Source organism: Streptomyces sp. TRM70350, assembly GCF_019219825.1.
Classification (GTDB): Bacteria; Actinomycetota; Actinomycetes; order Streptomycetales; family Streptomycetaceae; genus Streptomyces.
Genome location: NZ_JAHUXH010000010.1, coordinates 12,694 through 30,501, shown reverse-complemented (window position 1 = coordinate 30,501; position 17,808 = coordinate 12,694). Strand labels below are relative to the sequence as shown.

The window sequence follows — 17,808 nt, the reverse complement described above, 5'->3', positions numbered from 1 at the left end:
GTCAAGCGCCGCGGTTGCCTCGGGAGGCAGTCGCACAGCGAGCGCCGGGACGGCCAGCCATGGGCGAGCGCACCGAGTTGCATCCGCTGATGCTCTGTGATCTGCGGGAACGCCTGCCACATACCGTGCGAGGTGAACACCGGCACCAGTTCGGTACCGTCCTGCTGCTCGTAGACGGGCAGGCTCACTGTCCCGGGACTGTCGGTGTCGTCGGTGACGGCTCCGGTAGGGATCAACGTAGTCAGTCATGGTTCGTCCATTCCGCCGGTCGGACGGGTGCGGGGCATCGCGTTACCTGAGGCGGCATCGACGTTGTGGTGACCGCACACGGTGCTATTCGGCAAGTAGCCTCCGTGCGGCTGGCTGGTCCTGCTGGTGGAGATGGCCCCGGCCTGCGGCAACGTGATCCGGCTACCCGACCACGCCTCCGTCAGACTGGTCGTGCCCGTGGGTGACCCGGATGGCCCACGTGGCGTTGGCGGATGCGTACGGACTGCTGGCCATGAAGGGACTCGTTCTCGACAAACGGGGCGAGCGTCCTGGCAGGCGCCCCGCACCGCGTCGTGGCGGCGCCGCCGGACAAGGAGTACGGGTGCCCTCCATCACCGCGCTCCTCACCCGGAAAACGGCTGTATCACGCAAGGCGAAACTCCGTGCAGCCCGCGCTGCGGCCTCGTGGGCACTGATCACCCTCAGCCGCACCCTGACGTGGGTAGTAGCGGGCTCGTCCATGGCAGGCGCCGGGTCGGCAACTGATCGAGTCTGGATTCCGGTCGGTGCGGTGGCAGCCACCCGGTCCCGGCTGTTTGCGGGACGCCAGTCAGGAGAACCCGGACAGGGACAAAATGGCGTCGCCCGGTCTGCCTTGAGACGTTGGCGCCACTGCCGATACGAGCAGAAACCCTGAGTCGGCAAGACGGAGTTCCCAGCGCCGGGGCCAAAGGACGGCACCGTGTGCCTGTCCAGCCCCGGAAAACCAGCGATCCCGGGACCTGATCACTGATCCCGCCGGAACGGGAGTTCTCCGCCGGCTACCCATGGAGGGAGCATCCGCATGAAGGCTGTGGTGTGGCACGGACTGGGGGACATACGGCTGGACGACGTGCCGGAACCGACGATCAAGGAGCCGTACGACGCGATCGTGCGCATCACCACCTCCGCCATCTGCGGCACCGACCTGCATTTCGTCCGCGGCACCATGCCGGGTCTGCAGGAGGGCCGGATCCTTGGCCACGAGGCCGTCGGGGTGGTGGAGGAAGTGGGTTCCGGTGTGCGGAACTTTCGGCCCGGTGACCGGGTGGTGGTGCCGTCGACGGTGGCGTGCGGGACATGCAGTTACTGCCGTGCGGGGTATTACGCGCAGTGCGACAACGCCAACCCCGGTGGGCCGCAGGCGGGCACGACCTTCTTCGGTGGACCGGAGGCGGCGGGTGGCCTGGACGGCCTGCAGGCGGAGTACGCGCGCGTTCCCTTCGCGCACGTCGGTCTCGTACCGCTGCCGGACACCGTCGATGACGCTCAGGCGATCCTGCTGTCGGACGTCTACCCCACCGCCTGGTTCGGCGCCCGGCTGGCCGAGATCGGCGAGGGCGACACCGTCGCTGTGGTGGGCGCCGGCCCGGTGGGACAGGCTGCCATCGCCTGTGCCCGGCTCCAGGGAGCTGGGCGGATCATCGTCGTCGACGGCGTGGCCGACCGGCTGGATGTGGCCCGCAGCCAGCACGCCGAGACCGTCGACTTCAACGCCGAGGATCCGGTCGAGGCGGTGCGGGAGCTGACAGGCGGGATCGGTGTCGACCGCGTCATCGAGGCCGTGGGCGTGGACGCGGAGCGGCCGCGGCGCGGGCCGGCCGCCGGGGCAGTGCGGGAGCAGGCCGAGCAGTTCGACCACGAGCTCAAGGACGCGGCCCCCGAGCAGAAGCCGGAGGGCGACACTTGGGTGCCGGGTGACGCGCCGTCGCTGGCCGCTCGGTGGTCAGTACAGATGGTGGCCAAGGCGGGCACCATCGGCACGGTCGGCGTCTATCCGCCCCAGGTGCAGCACTATCCGTTCGGTGAGGCGTTCATGAAGAACCTCACCCTGAAGTCCGGTAACTGCAACCACCGCCGCTACGTGCTCGCTCTCGTCTCGATGGTCGCGGCAGGGCGCCTCGACCCCACGCCCCTGGTCACTCGCTGGGGTGACGCGCAGAACGCGGTCCAGGCGTACCGCCGTTTCGACCGGCGGGAAGCGGGCTGGACCAAGGTGGTCCTCGGGGTCTCGGACGAGGGAGCAGTCGCCCCGGGTCTCGGCGAGGCCGCCGGCACCGGCGCGGCCACCACCGCTGGATCGCCGGGACCGTCGGCAGAAGAAGCGACGAACGTGGATGTGAGCGGACAATGACAGCGAACGCCGGCGAGAAGGCGCAGAAGACCGGGGACTTCTACTGCGCCAGTTGCAGCGAGAAGGTACACGTGAAGCAGGGCGACAAGATCCCGTCCTGCCCCAACGGCCACAAGCAGTTCGAGGCACGCCGGAACGAGCCGGACACCAAATCCTGACGGGCCGTGCCGGTATGCGGAAGCGGACGCCGGACGCCACACGACTGGTCCTTCATCCCCAGTCCACGGGGAAGCACCCACAAGCGGGCAGGCCCACACACACGTCCCATGCAAGGAAGACAGGTATCCAGATCATGCGATTCCACGACCGCCGCCATGCCGGGCAGGAGCTCGCGGTCCGGCTGATGGAGTGGGCAGCCGACGGGGACCTCGTCAACCCAGTCGTACTGGCGCTGCCGCGAGGCGGCGTCCCGGTGGCGGCCGAGGTGGCCCAGGCCCTCAAGGCACCGCTGGACGTACTGGTCGCGCGGAAGATCGGCGTACCGGGTCATCCGGAGACCGGCATCGGTGCGATCGTCGGGGATGATCCACCGCTGTTCGACCGGCGTTCACTGGAGATACTCGGGTTGGGCGAGGACCGGCTCGCCCCGGATGTGGCGCGCGAGCGGACGGAACTGCACCGTCGGGAGCTGCGGTACCGAGGTGACCGCTCCAAGCCCGAGATCAAGGACCGGGCCGTGATCCTCATCGACGACGGGCTCGCCACCGGCGCCACCGCACGCGCCGCCCTGCGCCACCTGCGCCGCCAGGGCCCGGCCCGGCTGATCCTCGCCGTCCCCGTCTGCGCTCCCGACACCGCCGCAGCGATGCGCTCGGAGGCCGATGACGTCGTCTGTCTGCACCAGCCCTCCGACTTCCGCGCAGTCGGACAGTGGTACGACGACTTCGACCAGCTCAGCGACGAGCAGGTCACGCAAGCACTGCACGAACACAGTGCGTCGGCAGGTACGAGCTGATCGGTCCCGGAACGGAACCGGTGGATCGAGCACACGGAAGGAGCCCTCGTCATGGTGCGCAAGAAGATGGAAGGCGACGAGGCGCAGCGGCGCCGGGCGGCCCATGAGGCCCACCGGTCGGCAGCACGCCGAGCGAGGAGAGCAGGACGACAGGCGCGTCCAAACAACCCAAGCACCTGCCCCACCGCGACGCGATCAGCCACGAGGAGCGGCTGGAAACACGCCACCAGGGCAAACAGGGCGGCGAGCGCCGGGAAGCGTCCCGTGCACGGGAGACGGCCGCGCAGGGCCGGTCCTTCACGGGCCGTGGCTCGGGGCCATACACCGAGGCACATGAGCAGGTCTTCCAGGCATTGACCCGCACGCAACAGGAACACCGGGGCGAGGCCGTCCAACTGGACGAGGTGGCGCGTGCCTCAGGGATGCCTCCCGAGAAGACCTCTGGGCTGCTGCACGACCTGGTGACCGTACACGGCCCCGCCACCGGGCTGGCCGGATCGGACAGCCCGGACCTGGGGCCCCGTTTGGAGGTCAGGCCAGGACTGTGAGCCCACCCGGCTGACCTTCACTGGGGCGGCCCGACTCGGGCCGCGAGTCGCCGCACCGGGTCGGACCATGCCTGGGGGTCGAGCCAGGGGAAGGTGTGTGCGCCTGGTACCTCGATGCACGCGCCCTCCGGCACCAGTCGGGTCAGGCGACGGCCCCAGCGTGCGGTACCGATCCGGTCGTCACGGCCCCGAATCACCAGCAGCGGCACGCCGAGCTGGGCGACCGAATCCTCGAGCGCGTCCTTGAGGTGGACGTGGACCGTGTGCACCAGCCGGCGCATGCCTGCCCGGCGCCACTCCGGGCGGTGCGAGTCGCTCAGTCCTTCCGGCTCGCGCCGTGAGTCCAGCCGCCAGCGGATCAGCAGACGCACCCATCCGCGTGCCACCGGGTCGACGGTCGGACTGGCCAGCACCACGGCGACCACGTCACGGTGCCACAGGGCGGCCCGGGCGGCGACCTGCGTTCCGCTGGAGTGGCCGACGAGGACGACGGGCCCGAGTTCCTGTGCGGACAGCCAGTCGGCGACGCAGCGACCGAACTCCGGCACATCCAGCTCGTGCGGCGGATCCCCGCTGCCGGCGAATCCCGGCAGCTCGACCAGGTGGGCCCAGGTCCACTGGCCGAACGCGCCCAGTCCGGGCAGGAGGTAGTCGGACACCGCCATGCCCTGAACCAGGACGACTTCCGGTACACCGGAGCGTGGCCGACCGACAGACCGGCTGCGCATCCGTCCCATCACGCCGTCGTGATATGTCGTCACGGTCCGCTCAGGGAAGGACGGGCCACCGCTGTCGGTCATGCTGTGCCCTGCCGAGTGGCCCGATGAAGCGTGTCGAGTCGCACGTGTCCACGGCTCCCTGCCGGCACCGCCGCCACCGGGGAATCGACGCCGCACACGCGCGTGTCGCCTTGAACCGCTGGCCCACCATGCCTCGTCCCTGTGTGTCGCGTCTAATCGTTGGGGCTGGCGGCGCTGATGTTGCCGAGGGCTGAGTCCGGATCCTGCTCCACGGCCAGGTCACCCAGCGAGACGATGCCCACGGGGCGGCCGCCCTCCACCACGGGCAGGCGGCGAACGGCCCGTTCCCGCATCAGCCGCACCGCCTGGTCGACGTCGTCGTCGGGGGAGATGGTGACCAGTTCCGTGCTGCAGGCGTCTCGCACGGCCTTGCCGGTGAGATCCTCCGTGTCGGCCAGGAGCCGCACCACGATGTCGCGGTCGGTCACGAGACCCCGAAGCCGGTCTCCTTCAACGACCAGGACGTCGCCGATGTCTCCGTCCCGCATTCGCCGGGCCACATCCCTCACCGGGGTCTGCGGGTCGACGGTCACCAGGTCGGTGGTCATGATCTCGCGTACCTGTTGAGCCATGGGAGTCCTCCGTGTATGCGCGGCCCCGATTCGACGGACAGGGACGGGTCGCGTGACGGCAGTTGCATTCTTTTCCCTGCCTCCTCGCTGTACCCGGCGCATCGCGGAAAGACCGTCAGGGAAGCGGACTTCCCCACGGATGGCCGCGGAGGCCGGTGACCGGGATCGGCACGACGTGGCGGTCCGGCGAGGTGGGGGAATGAAGCCGAGGCCGGCTGGAGGGCGCTGGTGCGAGCCTCACGCGCCACGCACCAGGGCACGGGTCCCAGCCCACCGATGCCGACCACGGCGACCCGGTCGCCGGGCTCCGCGCCGCCGTACCGCAGTGCGTTGAAGGCGGTGACCCCGGCACAGCCGAACGGCGCTGCCTCGGCCGCCGTCAACTCGCCCGGGATCCGAGCCAGGGCAGCGGCCGGCACGGTGATCGTGGTCGCCCAGCCGCCGGGATACGACAGGCCCGGCACCCGGCGATCCGGGCAATGCACGACATCGCACGAACGGCAGGCGGTGCAGTGTCCGCAGCTGCCGCCGAACCAGCCGACGGCCACCCGCTCACCCCGCTGTCATCCGGACACCTGAGCTCCGACGTCGGCGATCACGCCGGCGACCTCGTGGCCCGGGGTGATCGGAAAACCCCGCCGCGGGTTCCCGCGCCGCCACAGCCGCACCGTCGGCCACGCAGATTCCCGTCGCCGTGACATCGATGCGGACCTCACCGGGGCCGGGAGTACGCGGCGGCACCGCCATGACACGCAGGGCGGCGGCAGGCTCCGGTACCTGGGCGGCCAGGTGGATGCCTGCGGCGTCGGGAGACACGGAGAATCACTCCAGGGAAGGAAGAAGGTGCGCACACGGAGCTGTTCCGCGTGCATTTCACCGAGCGCGTCCAACGGTATGGTCCGGCCGAGGCGACCGGTGGAGGATCCTCGCGAATGCGGCCGTAGCAAACGGCTATGGCGAGAAGGATGGCGGAACAACCGCGTGCAGGTGCGTCCACCAACCATTCCCATTGGCCCGTCCCTCACGCGGCGCCGACGAGACTCGCCGCGTCGGATCAGGAGCCGGGCAGGACAGCGGCGAGCACGGAGCGACGACCGTGCGGGAGACCTGCGAAGGCCACGACGGTAAGAGCCGGGCCAATATGTCCCACTACCACTTGGTCCGGCCCACCGCGACGAGCCGGGCTACGCCCTGGTCCGCGACGAAGACACCCATCGCGGTGGGCCGCCGGCCAGGACGAGAAGGGGCAGGACCGTCTCGCGGACCCGGGCCGCGTCCACCACCTTCAACGCCCGGGCACCCGGCGCATCTGGCCGTAGCTTCCCAGGCTGAGAGCGCGAGTTCGGTTCTCGTCACCCGCTCCAACGTGAAACCCCAGGGCCCCCGAGTACAAGAAGATCGGGCACGCGGAGGGCATGAGGACACAAGGGCCGCGCACCACGGCGCGGGCCCTCGTGACCAGCCGACTGTTCCGCGGGACTCCGCCTCGCCTGTGATCCAACCGCTCCACAGTCCTGGATCAATCGACGACCCCATCCGGAAATGGAAGAGATTTTCCGTTAACGAGTCGGTTACGCGCCCGGCATTCCTGTGCAACGTCAGGGCCTTTGTCTGACGCACCAACCATCCGGCGCGCTGCCGGCAGGGGATGGGGTACAGCAAGAAGGAGCACGACATGACGGCCACGGACAGCGCGGGCGCGGACAGAGTCGCCGTACCACCGGAATACTCCCCGCGGCTCTACAACGCGGACCTCGCCCCGGCCACCGAGCGCAAGTGGGGCGCCTTCAGCATCTTCAACGTCTGGACCTCGGACGTGCACAGTCTGTACGGCTACTTCCTGGCCGCCAGCCTGTTCCTCGTCGCCGGAAACACCTTCAAGTTCCTCATCGGCATCGGTGTCGGTTCGCTGGTCATCTACTGGCTGATGACCCTCATCGGCAAGGCGGGCGTCAAGACAGGCGTCCCCTACCCGGTCCTCGCCCGTGCCTCGTTCGGCACCTTCGGCGCCAACGTCCCGGCTCTCGTGCGGGCCGTGGTCGCCACCTTCTGGTACGGCGCCCAGACCAGCGCGGCGGCCGGCGCCATCGTCGCCTTCCTCGTCCGCTACGACGGTCCGAAGCACCTGCACGAGACCACCCACGTCTTCGACCACAGCGGCCTCGAAGTGCTCTGCTACCTCGGCGTCTGGGCCGCCCAACTGCTCATCATCAGCAAGGGGATGGAAACGGTCCGCCGTTTCCAGGACTTCGCTGGCCCGGCGGTCTGGCTGATGATGCTGATCCTGGCGATCGCTCTGTCCGTGAAGGCCGGGGCGCTGTCCCTGTCCGTCGACATGCCGAGCGGCGACCTGGCCGCGCTCGCCAAGAGCGCCACCGGGCTCGACGTCAGCCCCGGCTCAGTCGCCGCGATCGCCGCGATCGCCGCCACCTGGGTGACCTACTTCGCGGCCCTCTTCCTCAACTTCGGCGACTTCGCACGCTTCACGCCCGACGAGAAGACCCTGAAGAAGGGCAACATCTGGGGCCTGCCCGTCAACCTGATCCTCTTCTCCCTCGTCGCGGCCATCACCACGGCCGCCGCCAGCAAGGTGTACGGGGAGGTCATCCTCGAACCGGCCAACATCTCCGCGAAGTTCGACAGCGCGTTCCTCGTCCTGCTCGCCGCCCTGACCTTCGCCGTAGCGACCCTGGGCATCAACGTCGTCGCCAACTTCGTCAGCCCCGCCTTCGACTTCGCCAACCTGGCCCCGAAGTACGTGACCTTCCGGCGGGGTGGCCTCATCGCCGCCGTCATCGCGCTGCTGCTCTACCCGCTTCACCCCTGGGACAACGCCCCCAGCTTCGTCAACGCCGTCGGCTCGACTATGGGCCCTCTCTTCGGCGTGATCGTCGTCGACTACTACCTCATCAGGAAGACCCAGCTGAACGTGCCCGCGTTGTACGAGGAGCACGGGGAGTTCCGCTTCAAGGGCGGCTGGAACATCCGGGCGTTCGCGGCCATCGCGGTGGGCTCCGTCTTCTCCAGCATCCTTCCCGTCTACGGCCCGCCCGGATACGGGGCGAAGCTGGGTCCGTACTCCTGGTTCATCGGCGTCGCCGTGGCCGGAGTGCTCTACTTCGCGCTGAGCGGGGGCAGGAGCCGGCTCACCGCGAGGACTGCGGCAACGGAAGCTTCGGAGGCGACGCAGGCATAGGAGCCGGGTTTTCCGGCATCCCGGGTAGGGCGCCTGAGCTGGGCCGATGCCTTTCAGGCGCCTTCCTCTGGAGTTGGCCCCCTGGAGACTCTTCGGCGTGCCGTCCCCGGCCGACGCCTCCTGACGACGTCGGCCGAGGGCGAATCGCGAAGCCGGCGTTCCGGTACTTCGCCGTCGTCACCCCCAGGGCGTCACTCCCAGGTCATCTCGCCCATGGCGACCTTCGCGCCGATCTCGGCGGCGATGACCATGCCGTAGTCCGGGTAGCGCTTGACGAGCGCCGCGGTCAGCGCGGCGCCGTCGGCGGCCTTGGCCAGTTCCTCCTCGAAGGTGAGCAGGTACTCGCGGGTGGCGGTGATGGCGGAGGAGTCCGCGGGAGTGCCGGGCAGGCGGTGACCGGGCACGACCAGCTGCGGGTCGAGGGCGGCCATCTCGTCCAGCAGCTTGACCCAGGCAGCACGGATCTCCGGGGTCGGGGTGTCCGCGACCCACACATGCTGCTTCTGGAACAGCAGCACCCCGCCGAGGATGGCACGCTGCTCCGGCTGCCACAGGTAGTGGCGGTCCGGCAGCAGGGCCGATCCGCCCTTGAGCTCGAAGCGGTGCCCTTCCAGGGCGAGACCACGGGTCAGAGGCTTGATCTCCACCAGACGGGTGGGCAGGTTGGCCCCGAGGTCGGCCCACGTCTTGAGCTTGCTCTCAAAGGTGCGCCGCATGTGCTTGATGACCGGCCGGGTGGCGACGAACCTGGCGTCGGGGAAGGCGTTCGGCCAGGGCCTCGGCGCCGAAGTAGTAGTCAGGATCGCCGGCGCTGATGAACACGGTGGTCAGCTTCTTGCCCGAGTCCAGCACCTCGGCCACCAGCCGGTACCCGTCGGCCCGGGTGAACCCGGTGTCGACCAGCAGCGCCTCACGCTCACCCGTGACCAGAGTGGCCGTCTTGTTCTTGCTGCCGACCGGGAAGTCCAGGTCGAGGACCTTGAAGTCGAGCTTGCCCGGGGGATGCCTTTCCTCGTGATGTCCTGCTCCGTGTCCGTCGGCGAGCGGGGTGGCCGACGCGCTGGCCGAGGTGAGGCCCAGGCCGATCCCCGCGGCCGTGAGCGAGCCTGCCGCGAGGAAGTGCCGTCTGATCATGGACATGTCCATTGCTCCCTGTTGATGGCGGGTGTGAGGGCACGCGCGAGAAGGTGCCGCGTGTCGGCCTCTCGTGTTTTCGCGGTGGTGCTGGTGCGCGGTACGGCCACCAGCGCCTCCGGGTGCGCCTACGTCCGGAGGGCGTGGACGATCGCGGTGGCGACGTTCATCGCACGACGACGGTCGGCCCCGGCTGCCTCCGTCGCAGGACCAGGAAGGCGCCGGGGAGTGATTCCGGCGACGCGCGGGCGCGCTTCCGAGGAAGACGGTGCCTTGCCGACGGTGGCCTTCACCGGCTTCCCGGAATTGTGTGAGTTCGCCTGCGAGGTGCTGCCTCGACTACGTCATGGCGTCGCGGACGAGGGCGGTGTCGACGAACTGCTCGAAGCGGACGATCAGGCCGCCGCGGACGACGAAGTGGTGGGCGACGCGTACGTCGATCGGCTTGCCGGTGGCCTTGTTGGTCGCGGTGTAGCGGGCGAGGACGACGACGTTCTCCCCCTCGACGACGTACGTGTCGTCGTGCGCGGTCCAGCCGTCCCACTCCTTGCCCAGCTGGTCCATGACGTGGGAGGTGACCCCGTCGGGGGTGCGGTAGGTGCCGGCGAGGGGGAAGCCTGCCATCTCCGTCCACTCCACGTCGGGGGCGAGGGTGGCGCGCAGGGCCTCCAGGTCGCCGGCCGCGGAGGCCAGGTACTGGCGGCGCACGACGTCGGCCGGGGCCGTGGAGGTCGCGAAGGCGGTGTGCTCGTACGTCATGGCACTCAGCCCCACTTCATCTCGCCCTTGGCGGCCTTCGCCCCGATCTGGGCGGCGATCAGCATGCCGTTGTCGGGGTAGCGCTTGACGAGCGCCTCGGTCAGCGCGGCGCCGTCGGCCGCCTTGCCGAGCTCCTCCTCGAAGGCGACGAGGTAGTCGCGGGTGGCGCTGATGGCTGTGGGGTCGGACGCCGTGCCGGGCAGGCGGTGGCCGGGGACGACCAGCTCCGGCTGAAGGGAGGCCATCTCGTCCAGCAGGTCGATCCAGACGGAGCGGTGCTCGGGGGTGGGGGTGTCGGCGACCCAGACGTGCTCCTGCTGGAAGAGCAGGACGCCGCCGAGGAGGGCGCGGTGCCCGGCCTGCCACAGGTAGTGGCGGTCGGGCAGGCCGGCCGGGCTGCCCTTGAGCTCGAAGCGGTGGCCTTCGAGGGTGAGGTCGCCGGTCAGCGGGGTGAGGTCGACCAGGCGGGTGGGCAGGTTCGGGCCGAGGGCCGTCCACGCCTTGAGCTTGCCCTCGTAGGAGTGCTGGATGTGCTCGATGACGAGCGGGGTGGCGACGAAGGTGGCGTCGGGGAAGGCGTCGGCGAGGACCTCGGCGCCGAAGTAGAAGTCGGGGTCGCCGTGGCTGACGAAGACGGTGGTCAGCTTCTTGCCGGAGTCGAGGATCTCGGCGGCGAGGCGGTGGCCGTCGGCGCGGGTGAAGGCGGCGTCGACCAGCAGGGCCTCCTGCTCACCGGTGACGAGCGTGGCGGTCTTGTTCTTGCTGCCGGCCGGGAAGTCGAGGTCGAGGACCTTGAAGGAGAGGGTGCTCATGCGGGGCCTCCCGGAGGAGATGGAATTCAGTGGGTGGGGGCGGTGGTCAGGGCGGCCAGCCGCCGGTCGATCTCGTCGGCGGTGGCGTGGCCATGGGCCAGGACGGCGACCCGGTCACCGTCGACGGCGAGCAGGGTGGGGAAGCCGGTGACACCCAGCTCGGCACAGCGGTGGAAGTCGTCCGCCGCCGCGTTGTGCGCCTCGGGCGCGTCGAAGGAGGCGACGACGGCGTCGGGGTCCAGACCGGCCTCCCCGGCGACCTTCCGGTAGGTCGCGGGGTCGGAGAGGCTGAGGCCGTCGACGTAGAAGGCCCGCTGGAGGGCGCCGGCCAGTTCCGCCGCGCGGTCGGGGGCCGCCCGGCGCAGGGCGGCGACGCCGCGCGCGGCGGCCTCGGAGTCCATGACGAACGATCCGTCGGCGATCAGCCGCTCGTAGCCCTCGCCGAACTCGGCGCCGGTCAGCTCGGCGATCTGGGCGTTGGCGGCCTGGACGTAGCCGAACTCGCGGATCGGCACCCGGCGTGGCCCGGTGAACAGGCCGCCGGAGACCACCTCGACCGGCAGTTCGGGATGACGGGAGACGACCTCGCGCAGAGTTCCGGAGAATCCGTGCGACCAGCCGCAGTAGGCGTCGAAGACGTAGACGAGCTTCATAGAAGGTCCCAGTGAAGGTGTGGCGCCCGCCGCATGGCGGGGCGGGCGGTTCGTCTGAGGAAACAGTAACTGACGTGTCAGATATTTCTTCGCCGGTGTGACGGCAGCCACACACCTGCAATCCTGCTGTCAGTGCATCGGTGAAACGGCACGGCCGCAGCCCGCAGGGGCCGTTCAGGGCAGGCGGGGCAGCTCGTCCCGTGCGGAGTGGCTCAGGATCCGCAGGTTTTCGGCGAACCGCTCCCGGTCCTCGGGTGGCAGCGGCGCCAGGAAGTAACGCCGGATGTTCTCCACGTGTACCCGGGACGCCCGCACGGTGGTCTCCTCCCCGAGCCGGGTCAGCCGTACCAGCCGCCCGCGCCTGTCACCGGGATCCTCGGCGCGCTCCACCAGCCCGGCCGCCTCCATCCGGTCCACCAGACGCGTCGCCCCGCCTGTGGTCAGCACCTGCTCCTGGGCGATGGCCCGCATCGACAGCCCGGGATCGCCCGCCCGCCCGAGGATGAGCAGCACCTCGAACATCAGATGGCTGATGCCGCACTCCAGCTCCAGCGACCGCCCGAGGATGTACTCCAACCGGTTCGCCGCCCCCTGCAAGCGCCCGAACGCCAGCACCAGCGCATTGTCCGCGGCCTCCTTCGGCGACGAGATCTCCGTCGGCTCTTCCACGTTCCCACCGCCCGACTGGTCCTCCACACCATGCATCCACCGATCATGCCTCGTGCGGCCTCGGGCGCTCACCTTGCCGGAACACGTCAGGCACGGGCCGCCAGAACACACCGGCCCAGGTGCACCGACAGGACGGGAAGCGGAAGATCCGGATCTTGTCGCCGAATGCCGACGACGTCACGTCCCGCGTGGCGGGCCTGATCCAGCAGCGCCAGGGCGCACACCTTGGCCCGCACCCGCCGGGTGATTCCGTCGGCCCCCGCCTCGTACCGAGCCGCTCCCGTGAGGGGCGTGCGCGGCCTGCCGCGCAGTGGCCTCGGCGGCCGCCGGCGCCCGCTGCACGGCGTCGGCGGCGCCGGGCCGCCCACGGTGCCGTCCTCGTCGGCCCGTCGGCGGCCCGCTGAAGTGCCTCGCCCACGGCGGTCGCCGCGCCTTCGGCATCCTGCTGAACCTTCATCGCCTGCTCGGCAGGGCATCTCGGGAGCGCTGCTGCATCCGGCGCAGGGCGGCGGGGCCGAGCACGGCCATGGCGGTGGCACAGAGGGCTGCCGGTCGTCCCCTGGCGCAGTTCGGCGACTCCGGCGACTCCACCAGTGCAGGCGGCAGTGGGCGCTTCACATCGGCCTTGTTCGGGTCGCCTTGACCCTGCCGGTCAGCGTGACGTCGAAACGGACGCCTCCGGGAGACGTCCGTCAGTACGCGACGGTGATGCGCCGGCGGAGCGCCGTGCTCTTCTCGGCCTCGTCGACCAGGGCGACCGCGTAGTCCTCGGCACTGATGAAGCTGGTGCCGTCCTCGGCGATCAGCAGGTCGTCGCCGCCGAGGCGGAAGGTGCCCGTGCGCTCGCCGGGGGCGATCTCGTCGGCCGGGGAGACATACGTCCAGTCCAGGTCGTCGCCCACCTCGGCGCGCAGCAGGCGCAGCACCTCGCGCTGGGCGAGCGCCTCGGCCTTGTACATCGCGGGGAAGTCCGGGGTGTCGACCCGGTCCTGACCCGAGGCGGTCTTCAGGCTGCCCGCCCCTCCGACCACCAGCAGGCGGTGCACCCCCGCGATGCGCAGCCCCTCGACCAGGGACCTGTACGTCGCCAGCAGCGGGGCGGCCGGGTCGGAGCCGTCGCGGGGCGGCGAGACGGCGGAGATGACGACGTCGTGCCCGGCAGCGGCCTGGGCGACCTTGCCCGGCACGGCGGCGTCCAGGGCGAGGACGGTCAGCGCCCGGTGCTCCGGCAGGCCGTCCGCACGGCCCGAGCGGGTGGCGGCGGTGACCTCGTGGCCGCGGCCGAGCGCTTCCGCCGTGATGCGGGAGCCGATCATGCCGGTGGCGCCGACAAGGAGGATCTTCACAGGTGACTCCGTTCGTACTCGTTTCGTATGCGTGGGTGTGGTCAGCGCTGGATCTCGAAGGTGACCTTCGCCCGCTCCACCGTCTCCTGCAGGACGCGCACCTCTCCGGAGGCGTTCTTGTACCTGCCGGTGCCGCCCGTGATGGCGAACCGCTCGTCGAAGACGGGTCCGGAGGCGGAGAGCTTCGCCGTACCGGCCGTGGTGATCTTGCCGCCGGGCAGCTCGTAGACGAAGGTCAGCAGCTCGGCGGTGCGCGGCTTGGCGTCGGTGGAGACGCCGACGAAGCTGCTGGTGCCCAGCTTGCGGCCGTCGCGGCCGATGAGGTCGCCGGTCCCGATCAGCTGGTCGCCGAGGGCGGAGTCGGCCGGGGCGACGTCGACCATGTTGATCGCGGTGCCCTTCTCGACGGCCTCGATGGTGATCGTGCGGTGCCCGTGCGAGGCGGGGGTGGCGTCCGCCGAAGCGGGTGCCAGGGACAGGCCGAGGGTGAGGGCGCCGGCCGTGGCGGCGGCGACACCGAACGCGGGGAGGGTGCGCTTACGCATGATCGGGCTCCACATCTGTGGGGGCGTACAGGGGAAGTATCTGCCGACGCAGACAATATATCTGTAGGAGCAGATATTGCAATGGCAGCTTCTTCCGCGCTCGGCTTTCTGTCATCCTCGTGGGGTGAACGAGCACCTGCTGAACGACGACGACGTGACGCTCTACGGCCTGTTCGTGGAGGCGTTCGCTCGCCTCAAGCCCCTGGTACACCGCGACCTGGGAGTCCCGGACACCTGGTTCGAGGTGCTGCTGCGGCTGGGCCGTACTCCCGGGCACCGGCTGCGCATGACGGACCTGGCGGAGGCCGTGTCCTTCAGCTCGGGCGGCTTCACCCGGCTCGCCGACCGCATGGCGAGGGAAGGGCTGATCCGCCGCGACCCCGATCCTGACGACCGACGAGCCGCACTCGCCGCGCTGACCGACAAGGGCGCCGAGGCGCTCGACCGCGCCATGACCGCCCACGTCTCCCATCTCCGCAGCCACGTCACCGGACCGCTCTCATCCGAGGACCGCCGCCACCTGGAGCGCATCCTGCGCACGCTCCGCGACGCCGGCGAGTGAGTTCCGCGCGGACGCGCAGACCCTCGGCGCAGGACGGACCGGGGTAACCGCACGGCCACCTGCAGCCGGTCGCCCGGACCGAAAGACAGTCGCCTTCGCCGTCATCGCAGAGGCCATGGGCCCGCCCCCGTCCGTCGGGACGGCACGGCGCGGGTGATGCGCGCGCCCTGGCACCCGCGGTCGCCGTCCGCGTCCTGGCGGTGGCGGGCGCCCTGCCTCTGGCTCAGGACCGAGCATCAGCCACGGCGGGCGGACAGCCGCAGGCCGCGGCCTGGGGCTTTGACGTCGACAGGTGCCAGGATCGGGCCAGCACCCGCCGAAGGCACACGAGCCAGTGGACACAGTCCTCGCCTGATGCGCGGGCGGTCATCGCCATCAGGATCGGGTGAGCCGTTCGACTTGGTGGTGGACGTGCTCCACATGGTGCTCGGATTCCGGTTTCATCAACACGCTGCGGAGGATGCGGGCGCTGTCGGCGTCCGCGGTGATTTTGGGGTGGCGTGCGGTGAACGCCCCGTGGTCGGCTCTCAGGGTGCTCAGGAACACCGGGTCGGGGCTCGTCATGCCGTCCGCCAGGATGCGGCCGGAGGCCATGTCGATGCCGCTCAGGGTGGCGGGGGAGACAAGGGGGAAGTAGCTGACGATGTCCAGTTCCGGCTGTTGATAGAGCTCCAGGTGGTCGGATGCGGTGATCAGTTGTGCCCACTTCAATGCGGCCCGGCGGCTCGCAGCCAGCACCCGGCCCAGGCCGTCGGTGGTGGGCGGGAGGAGCTGGAAGGTGAGCCAGAGGGCGGCGGCCGAGGCTCCGGCGCGTGAGCATTCCAGGCTGATCTCGCCGAGGTGGAGGTCGGTGGAGGTGAAGTAGGTGTAGGGCGAGTCGTGGAGGTAGAAGCGTCCCACCTCGGGGTCGCGGAAGATGACGGCACCGCAGCCGTAGGGCTGGAGCCCGTGTTTGTGCGGGTCGACGACGAGTGAGTCGCAGCGGGCGATCGCCTGCCATGGCTCGGGCGCGAGCCCCTCGGGCCCGTCGGCGCCGGCCAGCAGGGTGAAGAAGCCGCCGTAGGCGGCGTCGACGTGGATACGGACGCCGTAACGCTCTTTGAGGAGCAGGGCCTCGTGGATCGGGTCGACGGCCCCCAGCCCGGTGGTTCCGGCGGTCAGCACGACCGTGCCCACCCGGCCGCCGCGCAGCAGGTCCTCGAGCGCGTCGAGGTCCATACGCCCCCGGTTGTCCGTGGGCACCGCGTGTCCCTCCATGCCCAGCACACGGCACATGCGGCCGTGGGTGTAGTGGGCGTCCGCGCTGTAGGCGACTCCTCGGCCGGGGTGGAATTCCCGGGCGACGAAGAGGGCTTCGAGGTTGGCGATCGTGCCGCTGGTGGTGAGGTGGCCGAGCGGAGCGTAGTCGGAGCGAATGGGGGCACCGCCCGTGCCCGAAGGGCTACGGGGGAGGGTGTCGTAGCCGAACATGGCGGCCAGCTGAGCAACGGCCTCGCGTTCCATCCGGGCCGTGGCGGGGCCGCCGTCCAGGGCGTGGTTGTTGGGGTTGATGAGCATGGCGGTGAGGTAGCCGACCACCGCGGCGGGGTGCGGGGGCTTGAGCATCTGCCCCGCGTAGTGCGGGTGGAAGAAGGGGTAGTTGTCCCGCAGTCTCCCGGTGAACTCCTCGAAGGCTGTGGCGAAGCGGTCGTCGTCGACCTGGAGTGACGGGTGCGGCTGGTAGGGGCCGAAGGTGTCGGCCCAGTCCTGTATCGCGTGGGTGGCTCGGCCGAGCCAGTGCTGCAGGTCCATGGATGTCCCTCTCTCCGATGTGGCCGACGGGGTGGCGCCCACCATAGGATTTCGTTGACCAGTCAGCAATTGATTGCTCAGCAATTGAGACGTCAGTAGGTGATGTGGCAGTAAACTCGCGAGCCACGACCGTCAAGGATGGGAGGACCTGCCCAGGTGAATGCCACGACCAGGCGGGGCGACCAGGCCGCCCGTGCTGCCAACAGCCGGCTCGTTCACGACTTCGGGCTGCTGATCAAAGCCGCGACCCGCCTGGAGCAGCGGATCGACACCGCCCTGCGACGGGAGTGCGGGATCAGTCACACGATGCTGGAAGTCCTCATCAGGCTGTGCCGCGAGCCGGGCGAGGAGGTCTCCCAGCGCCGGCTGGCCGACGACCTCACCCTCACCAGTAGTGGCACCACCCGGCTGATCGACCGCATGGAAGAGGCCGGCCTGGTCCGCCGCGTCCCGTCACCGGAGGACCGCAGAAGCGTGCTGGTGGAACCGACTGATCACGGCCGTACCGTATTCCTTCAGGCCGCGACCGTTCACGCTCATGTCGTCGAGCGGTACTTCGTCACCCCCGTGGCCCGCGACGATTACACACGGCTGACCGGCGCGCTGAGCGACATCAACGAGGCGCTGCGCGACGCCGCCGACTGACATCGCTGGCCCATGGCGGTTTCCGCTGCGGGTGGTGCGCCGACAGCGCCGCGCGAGAGCGGAACCCGGTGGCCGGGCGACCGCGGTGACCGGCGTTCCGCCCGGGTACGTCGGGGTCCAGCACTGGATGGCGGTGCTGTGCCGGTTGGGAGCCGGATGCGACAGGCGGTGCGGTCGGTACGGTGGCTGCGCCCTGCCAGACGGCGAGCAGTACCAGCGCGCGGAGGACCGCACCTGAGGCGGACATCGCCCACCTTCCTCGCGTGATCCCGCGCGCGCCTCGGTCATTCGGCCACTGTTGAGGCGGCCCCGCTCGGGCGGCGATGGCCGTTCGGTCGATCCTGCCGGGCCGCAGGGTGCTTAGGGGTCCTTGCACTATGCCCGCCCGGGTCGCGCGGCCTGGCACCGCACCTCGCCGCGTTGCCGAAACGCCCAGGT

17 protein-coding genes and 1 pseudogene are annotated in these 17,808 nt (G+C 70.0%); 7 read left to right on the top strand and 11 right to left on the bottom strand.

All coding sequences use genetic code 11. From position 1 onward, the window contains the following. Positions 1-1,054 precede the first annotated feature (1,054 nt). From KWI83_RS17640 to KWI83_RS17625, 4 genes are all read left to right on the top strand, one after another. Positions 1,055-2,383 (top strand): zinc-dependent alcohol dehydrogenase, encoded by a 1,329-nt coding sequence (locus tag KWI83_RS17640; protein WP_218515316.1) that lies wholly within the window; start codon positions 1,055-1,057, stop codon positions 2,381-2,383. Then, positions 2,380-2,541, top strand: a complete 162-nt coding sequence (locus tag KWI83_RS17635; RefSeq protein ID WP_218515315.1) for a zinc ribbon-containing protein — start codon at positions 2,380-2,382, stop codon at positions 2,539-2,541. Before KWI83_RS17640 ends, KWI83_RS17635 begins: the two co-directional genes overlap by 4 nt. 134 nt (positions 2,542-2,675) lie before the next feature. Further along, positions 2,676-3,338: a phosphoribosyltransferase gene (locus tag KWI83_RS17630; RefSeq protein WP_218515314.1), complete on the top strand. Its 663-nt coding sequence runs from the start codon at positions 2,676-2,678 to the stop codon at positions 3,336-3,338. 353 nt (positions 3,339-3,691) lie between these two features. Then, positions 3,692-3,886 (top strand): hypothetical protein, encoded by a 195-nt coding sequence (locus tag KWI83_RS17625; RefSeq protein ID WP_218515313.1) that lies wholly within the window; start codon positions 3,692-3,694, stop codon positions 3,884-3,886. Between the two features lie 17 nt (positions 3,887-3,903). Here KWI83_RS17625 and KWI83_RS17620 read toward each other — a convergent pair whose 3' ends face one another. From KWI83_RS17620 to KWI83_RS17610, 3 genes are all read right to left on the bottom strand, one after another. Then, entirely contained in the window at positions 3,904-4,614 is a 711-nt protein-coding gene (locus tag KWI83_RS17620) for an alpha/beta fold hydrolase (RefSeq protein ID WP_374106321.1), read from the bottom strand. A gap of 224 nt (positions 4,615-4,838) precedes the next feature. Next, positions 4,839-5,258 (bottom strand): CBS domain-containing protein, encoded by a 420-nt coding sequence (locus KWI83_RS17615; RefSeq protein ID WP_218515311.1) that lies wholly within the window; start codon positions 5,256-5,258, stop codon positions 4,839-4,841. Then, a complete protein-coding gene (locus KWI83_RS17610) occupies positions 5,231-5,806 on the bottom strand; it encodes an alcohol dehydrogenase catalytic domain-containing protein (RefSeq protein ID WP_308122089.1) in 576 nt (191 codons plus the stop codon). Before KWI83_RS17610 ends, KWI83_RS17615 begins: the two co-directional genes overlap by 28 nt. Before the next feature lie 1,127 nt (positions 5,807-6,933). Between KWI83_RS17610 and KWI83_RS17605 the strand changes: the two genes are divergently transcribed. Then, positions 6,934-8,454, top strand: a complete 1,521-nt coding sequence (locus KWI83_RS17605; protein ID WP_218515310.1) for an NCS1 family nucleobase:cation symporter-1 — start codon at positions 6,934-6,936, stop codon at positions 8,452-8,454. Between the two features lie 191 nt (positions 8,455-8,645). Here the strand turns inward: KWI83_RS17605 and KWI83_RS38670 are convergent. The 7 genes and pseudogenes from KWI83_RS38670 to KWI83_RS17570 form a co-directional block, all read right to left on the bottom strand. Then, positions 8,646-9,423 (bottom strand): annotated as a pseudogene (locus KWI83_RS38670) (MBL fold metallo-hydrolase). 504 nt (positions 9,424-9,927) lie between these two features. Then, the gene (locus KWI83_RS17595) at positions 9,928-10,347 is read right to left on the bottom strand and encodes a nuclear transport factor 2 family protein (protein WP_218515309.1); all 420 of its coding nucleotides are present in this window, start codon (positions 10,345-10,347) and stop codon (positions 9,928-9,930) included. A gap of 5 nt (positions 10,348-10,352) precedes the next feature. Next, positions 10,353-11,159 carry an MBL fold metallo-hydrolase gene (locus KWI83_RS17590; RefSeq protein WP_218515308.1) on the bottom strand — a complete coding sequence of 269 codons (807 nt, stop codon included), beginning with the start codon at positions 11,157-11,159 and terminating at the stop codon, positions 10,353-10,355. A gap of 26 nt (positions 11,160-11,185) precedes the next feature. Further along, entirely contained in the window at positions 11,186-11,812 is a 627-nt protein-coding gene (locus KWI83_RS17585) for a DsbA family protein (RefSeq protein WP_218515307.1), read from the bottom strand. A 174-nt stretch (positions 11,813-11,986) separates the two neighbouring features. Then, positions 11,987-12,517, bottom strand: coding sequence for a MarR family winged helix-turn-helix transcriptional regulator (locus KWI83_RS17580; RefSeq protein WP_218515306.1), 531 nt, complete (start codon positions 12,515-12,517; stop codon positions 11,987-11,989). A gap of 656 nt (positions 12,518-13,173) precedes the next feature. Next, positions 13,174-13,827: an NAD(P)-dependent oxidoreductase gene (locus KWI83_RS17575; RefSeq protein WP_218515305.1), complete on the bottom strand. Its 654-nt coding sequence runs from the start codon at positions 13,825-13,827 to the stop codon at positions 13,174-13,176. Positions 13,828-13,868: 41 nt separating this feature from the next. After that, positions 13,869-14,372 (bottom strand): hypothetical protein, encoded by a 504-nt coding sequence (locus KWI83_RS17570; protein WP_256362427.1) that lies wholly within the window; start codon positions 14,370-14,372, stop codon positions 13,869-13,871. Between the two features lie 124 nt (positions 14,373-14,496). On the opposite strand from KWI83_RS17570, the gene KWI83_RS17565 reads away from it, so the two are divergent. After that, positions 14,497-14,934 (top strand): MarR family winged helix-turn-helix transcriptional regulator, encoded by a 438-nt coding sequence (locus KWI83_RS17565; protein ID WP_218515303.1) that lies wholly within the window; start codon positions 14,497-14,499, stop codon positions 14,932-14,934. Positions 14,935-15,309: 375 nt separating this feature from the next. On the opposite strand, the gene KWI83_RS17560 is transcribed toward KWI83_RS17565, so the two are convergent. After that, entirely contained in the window at positions 15,310-16,725 is a 1,416-nt protein-coding gene (locus tag KWI83_RS17560) for an aminotransferase class I/II-fold pyridoxal phosphate-dependent enzyme (protein ID WP_218515302.1), read from the bottom strand. Between the two features lie 156 nt (positions 16,726-16,881). On the opposite strand from KWI83_RS17560, the gene KWI83_RS17555 reads away from it, so the two are divergent. Further along, positions 16,882-17,370, top strand: a complete 489-nt coding sequence (locus tag KWI83_RS17555) for a MarR family transcriptional regulator (protein WP_308122088.1) — start codon at positions 16,882-16,884, stop codon at positions 17,368-17,370. Positions 17,371-17,808: the final 438 nt, after the last annotated feature.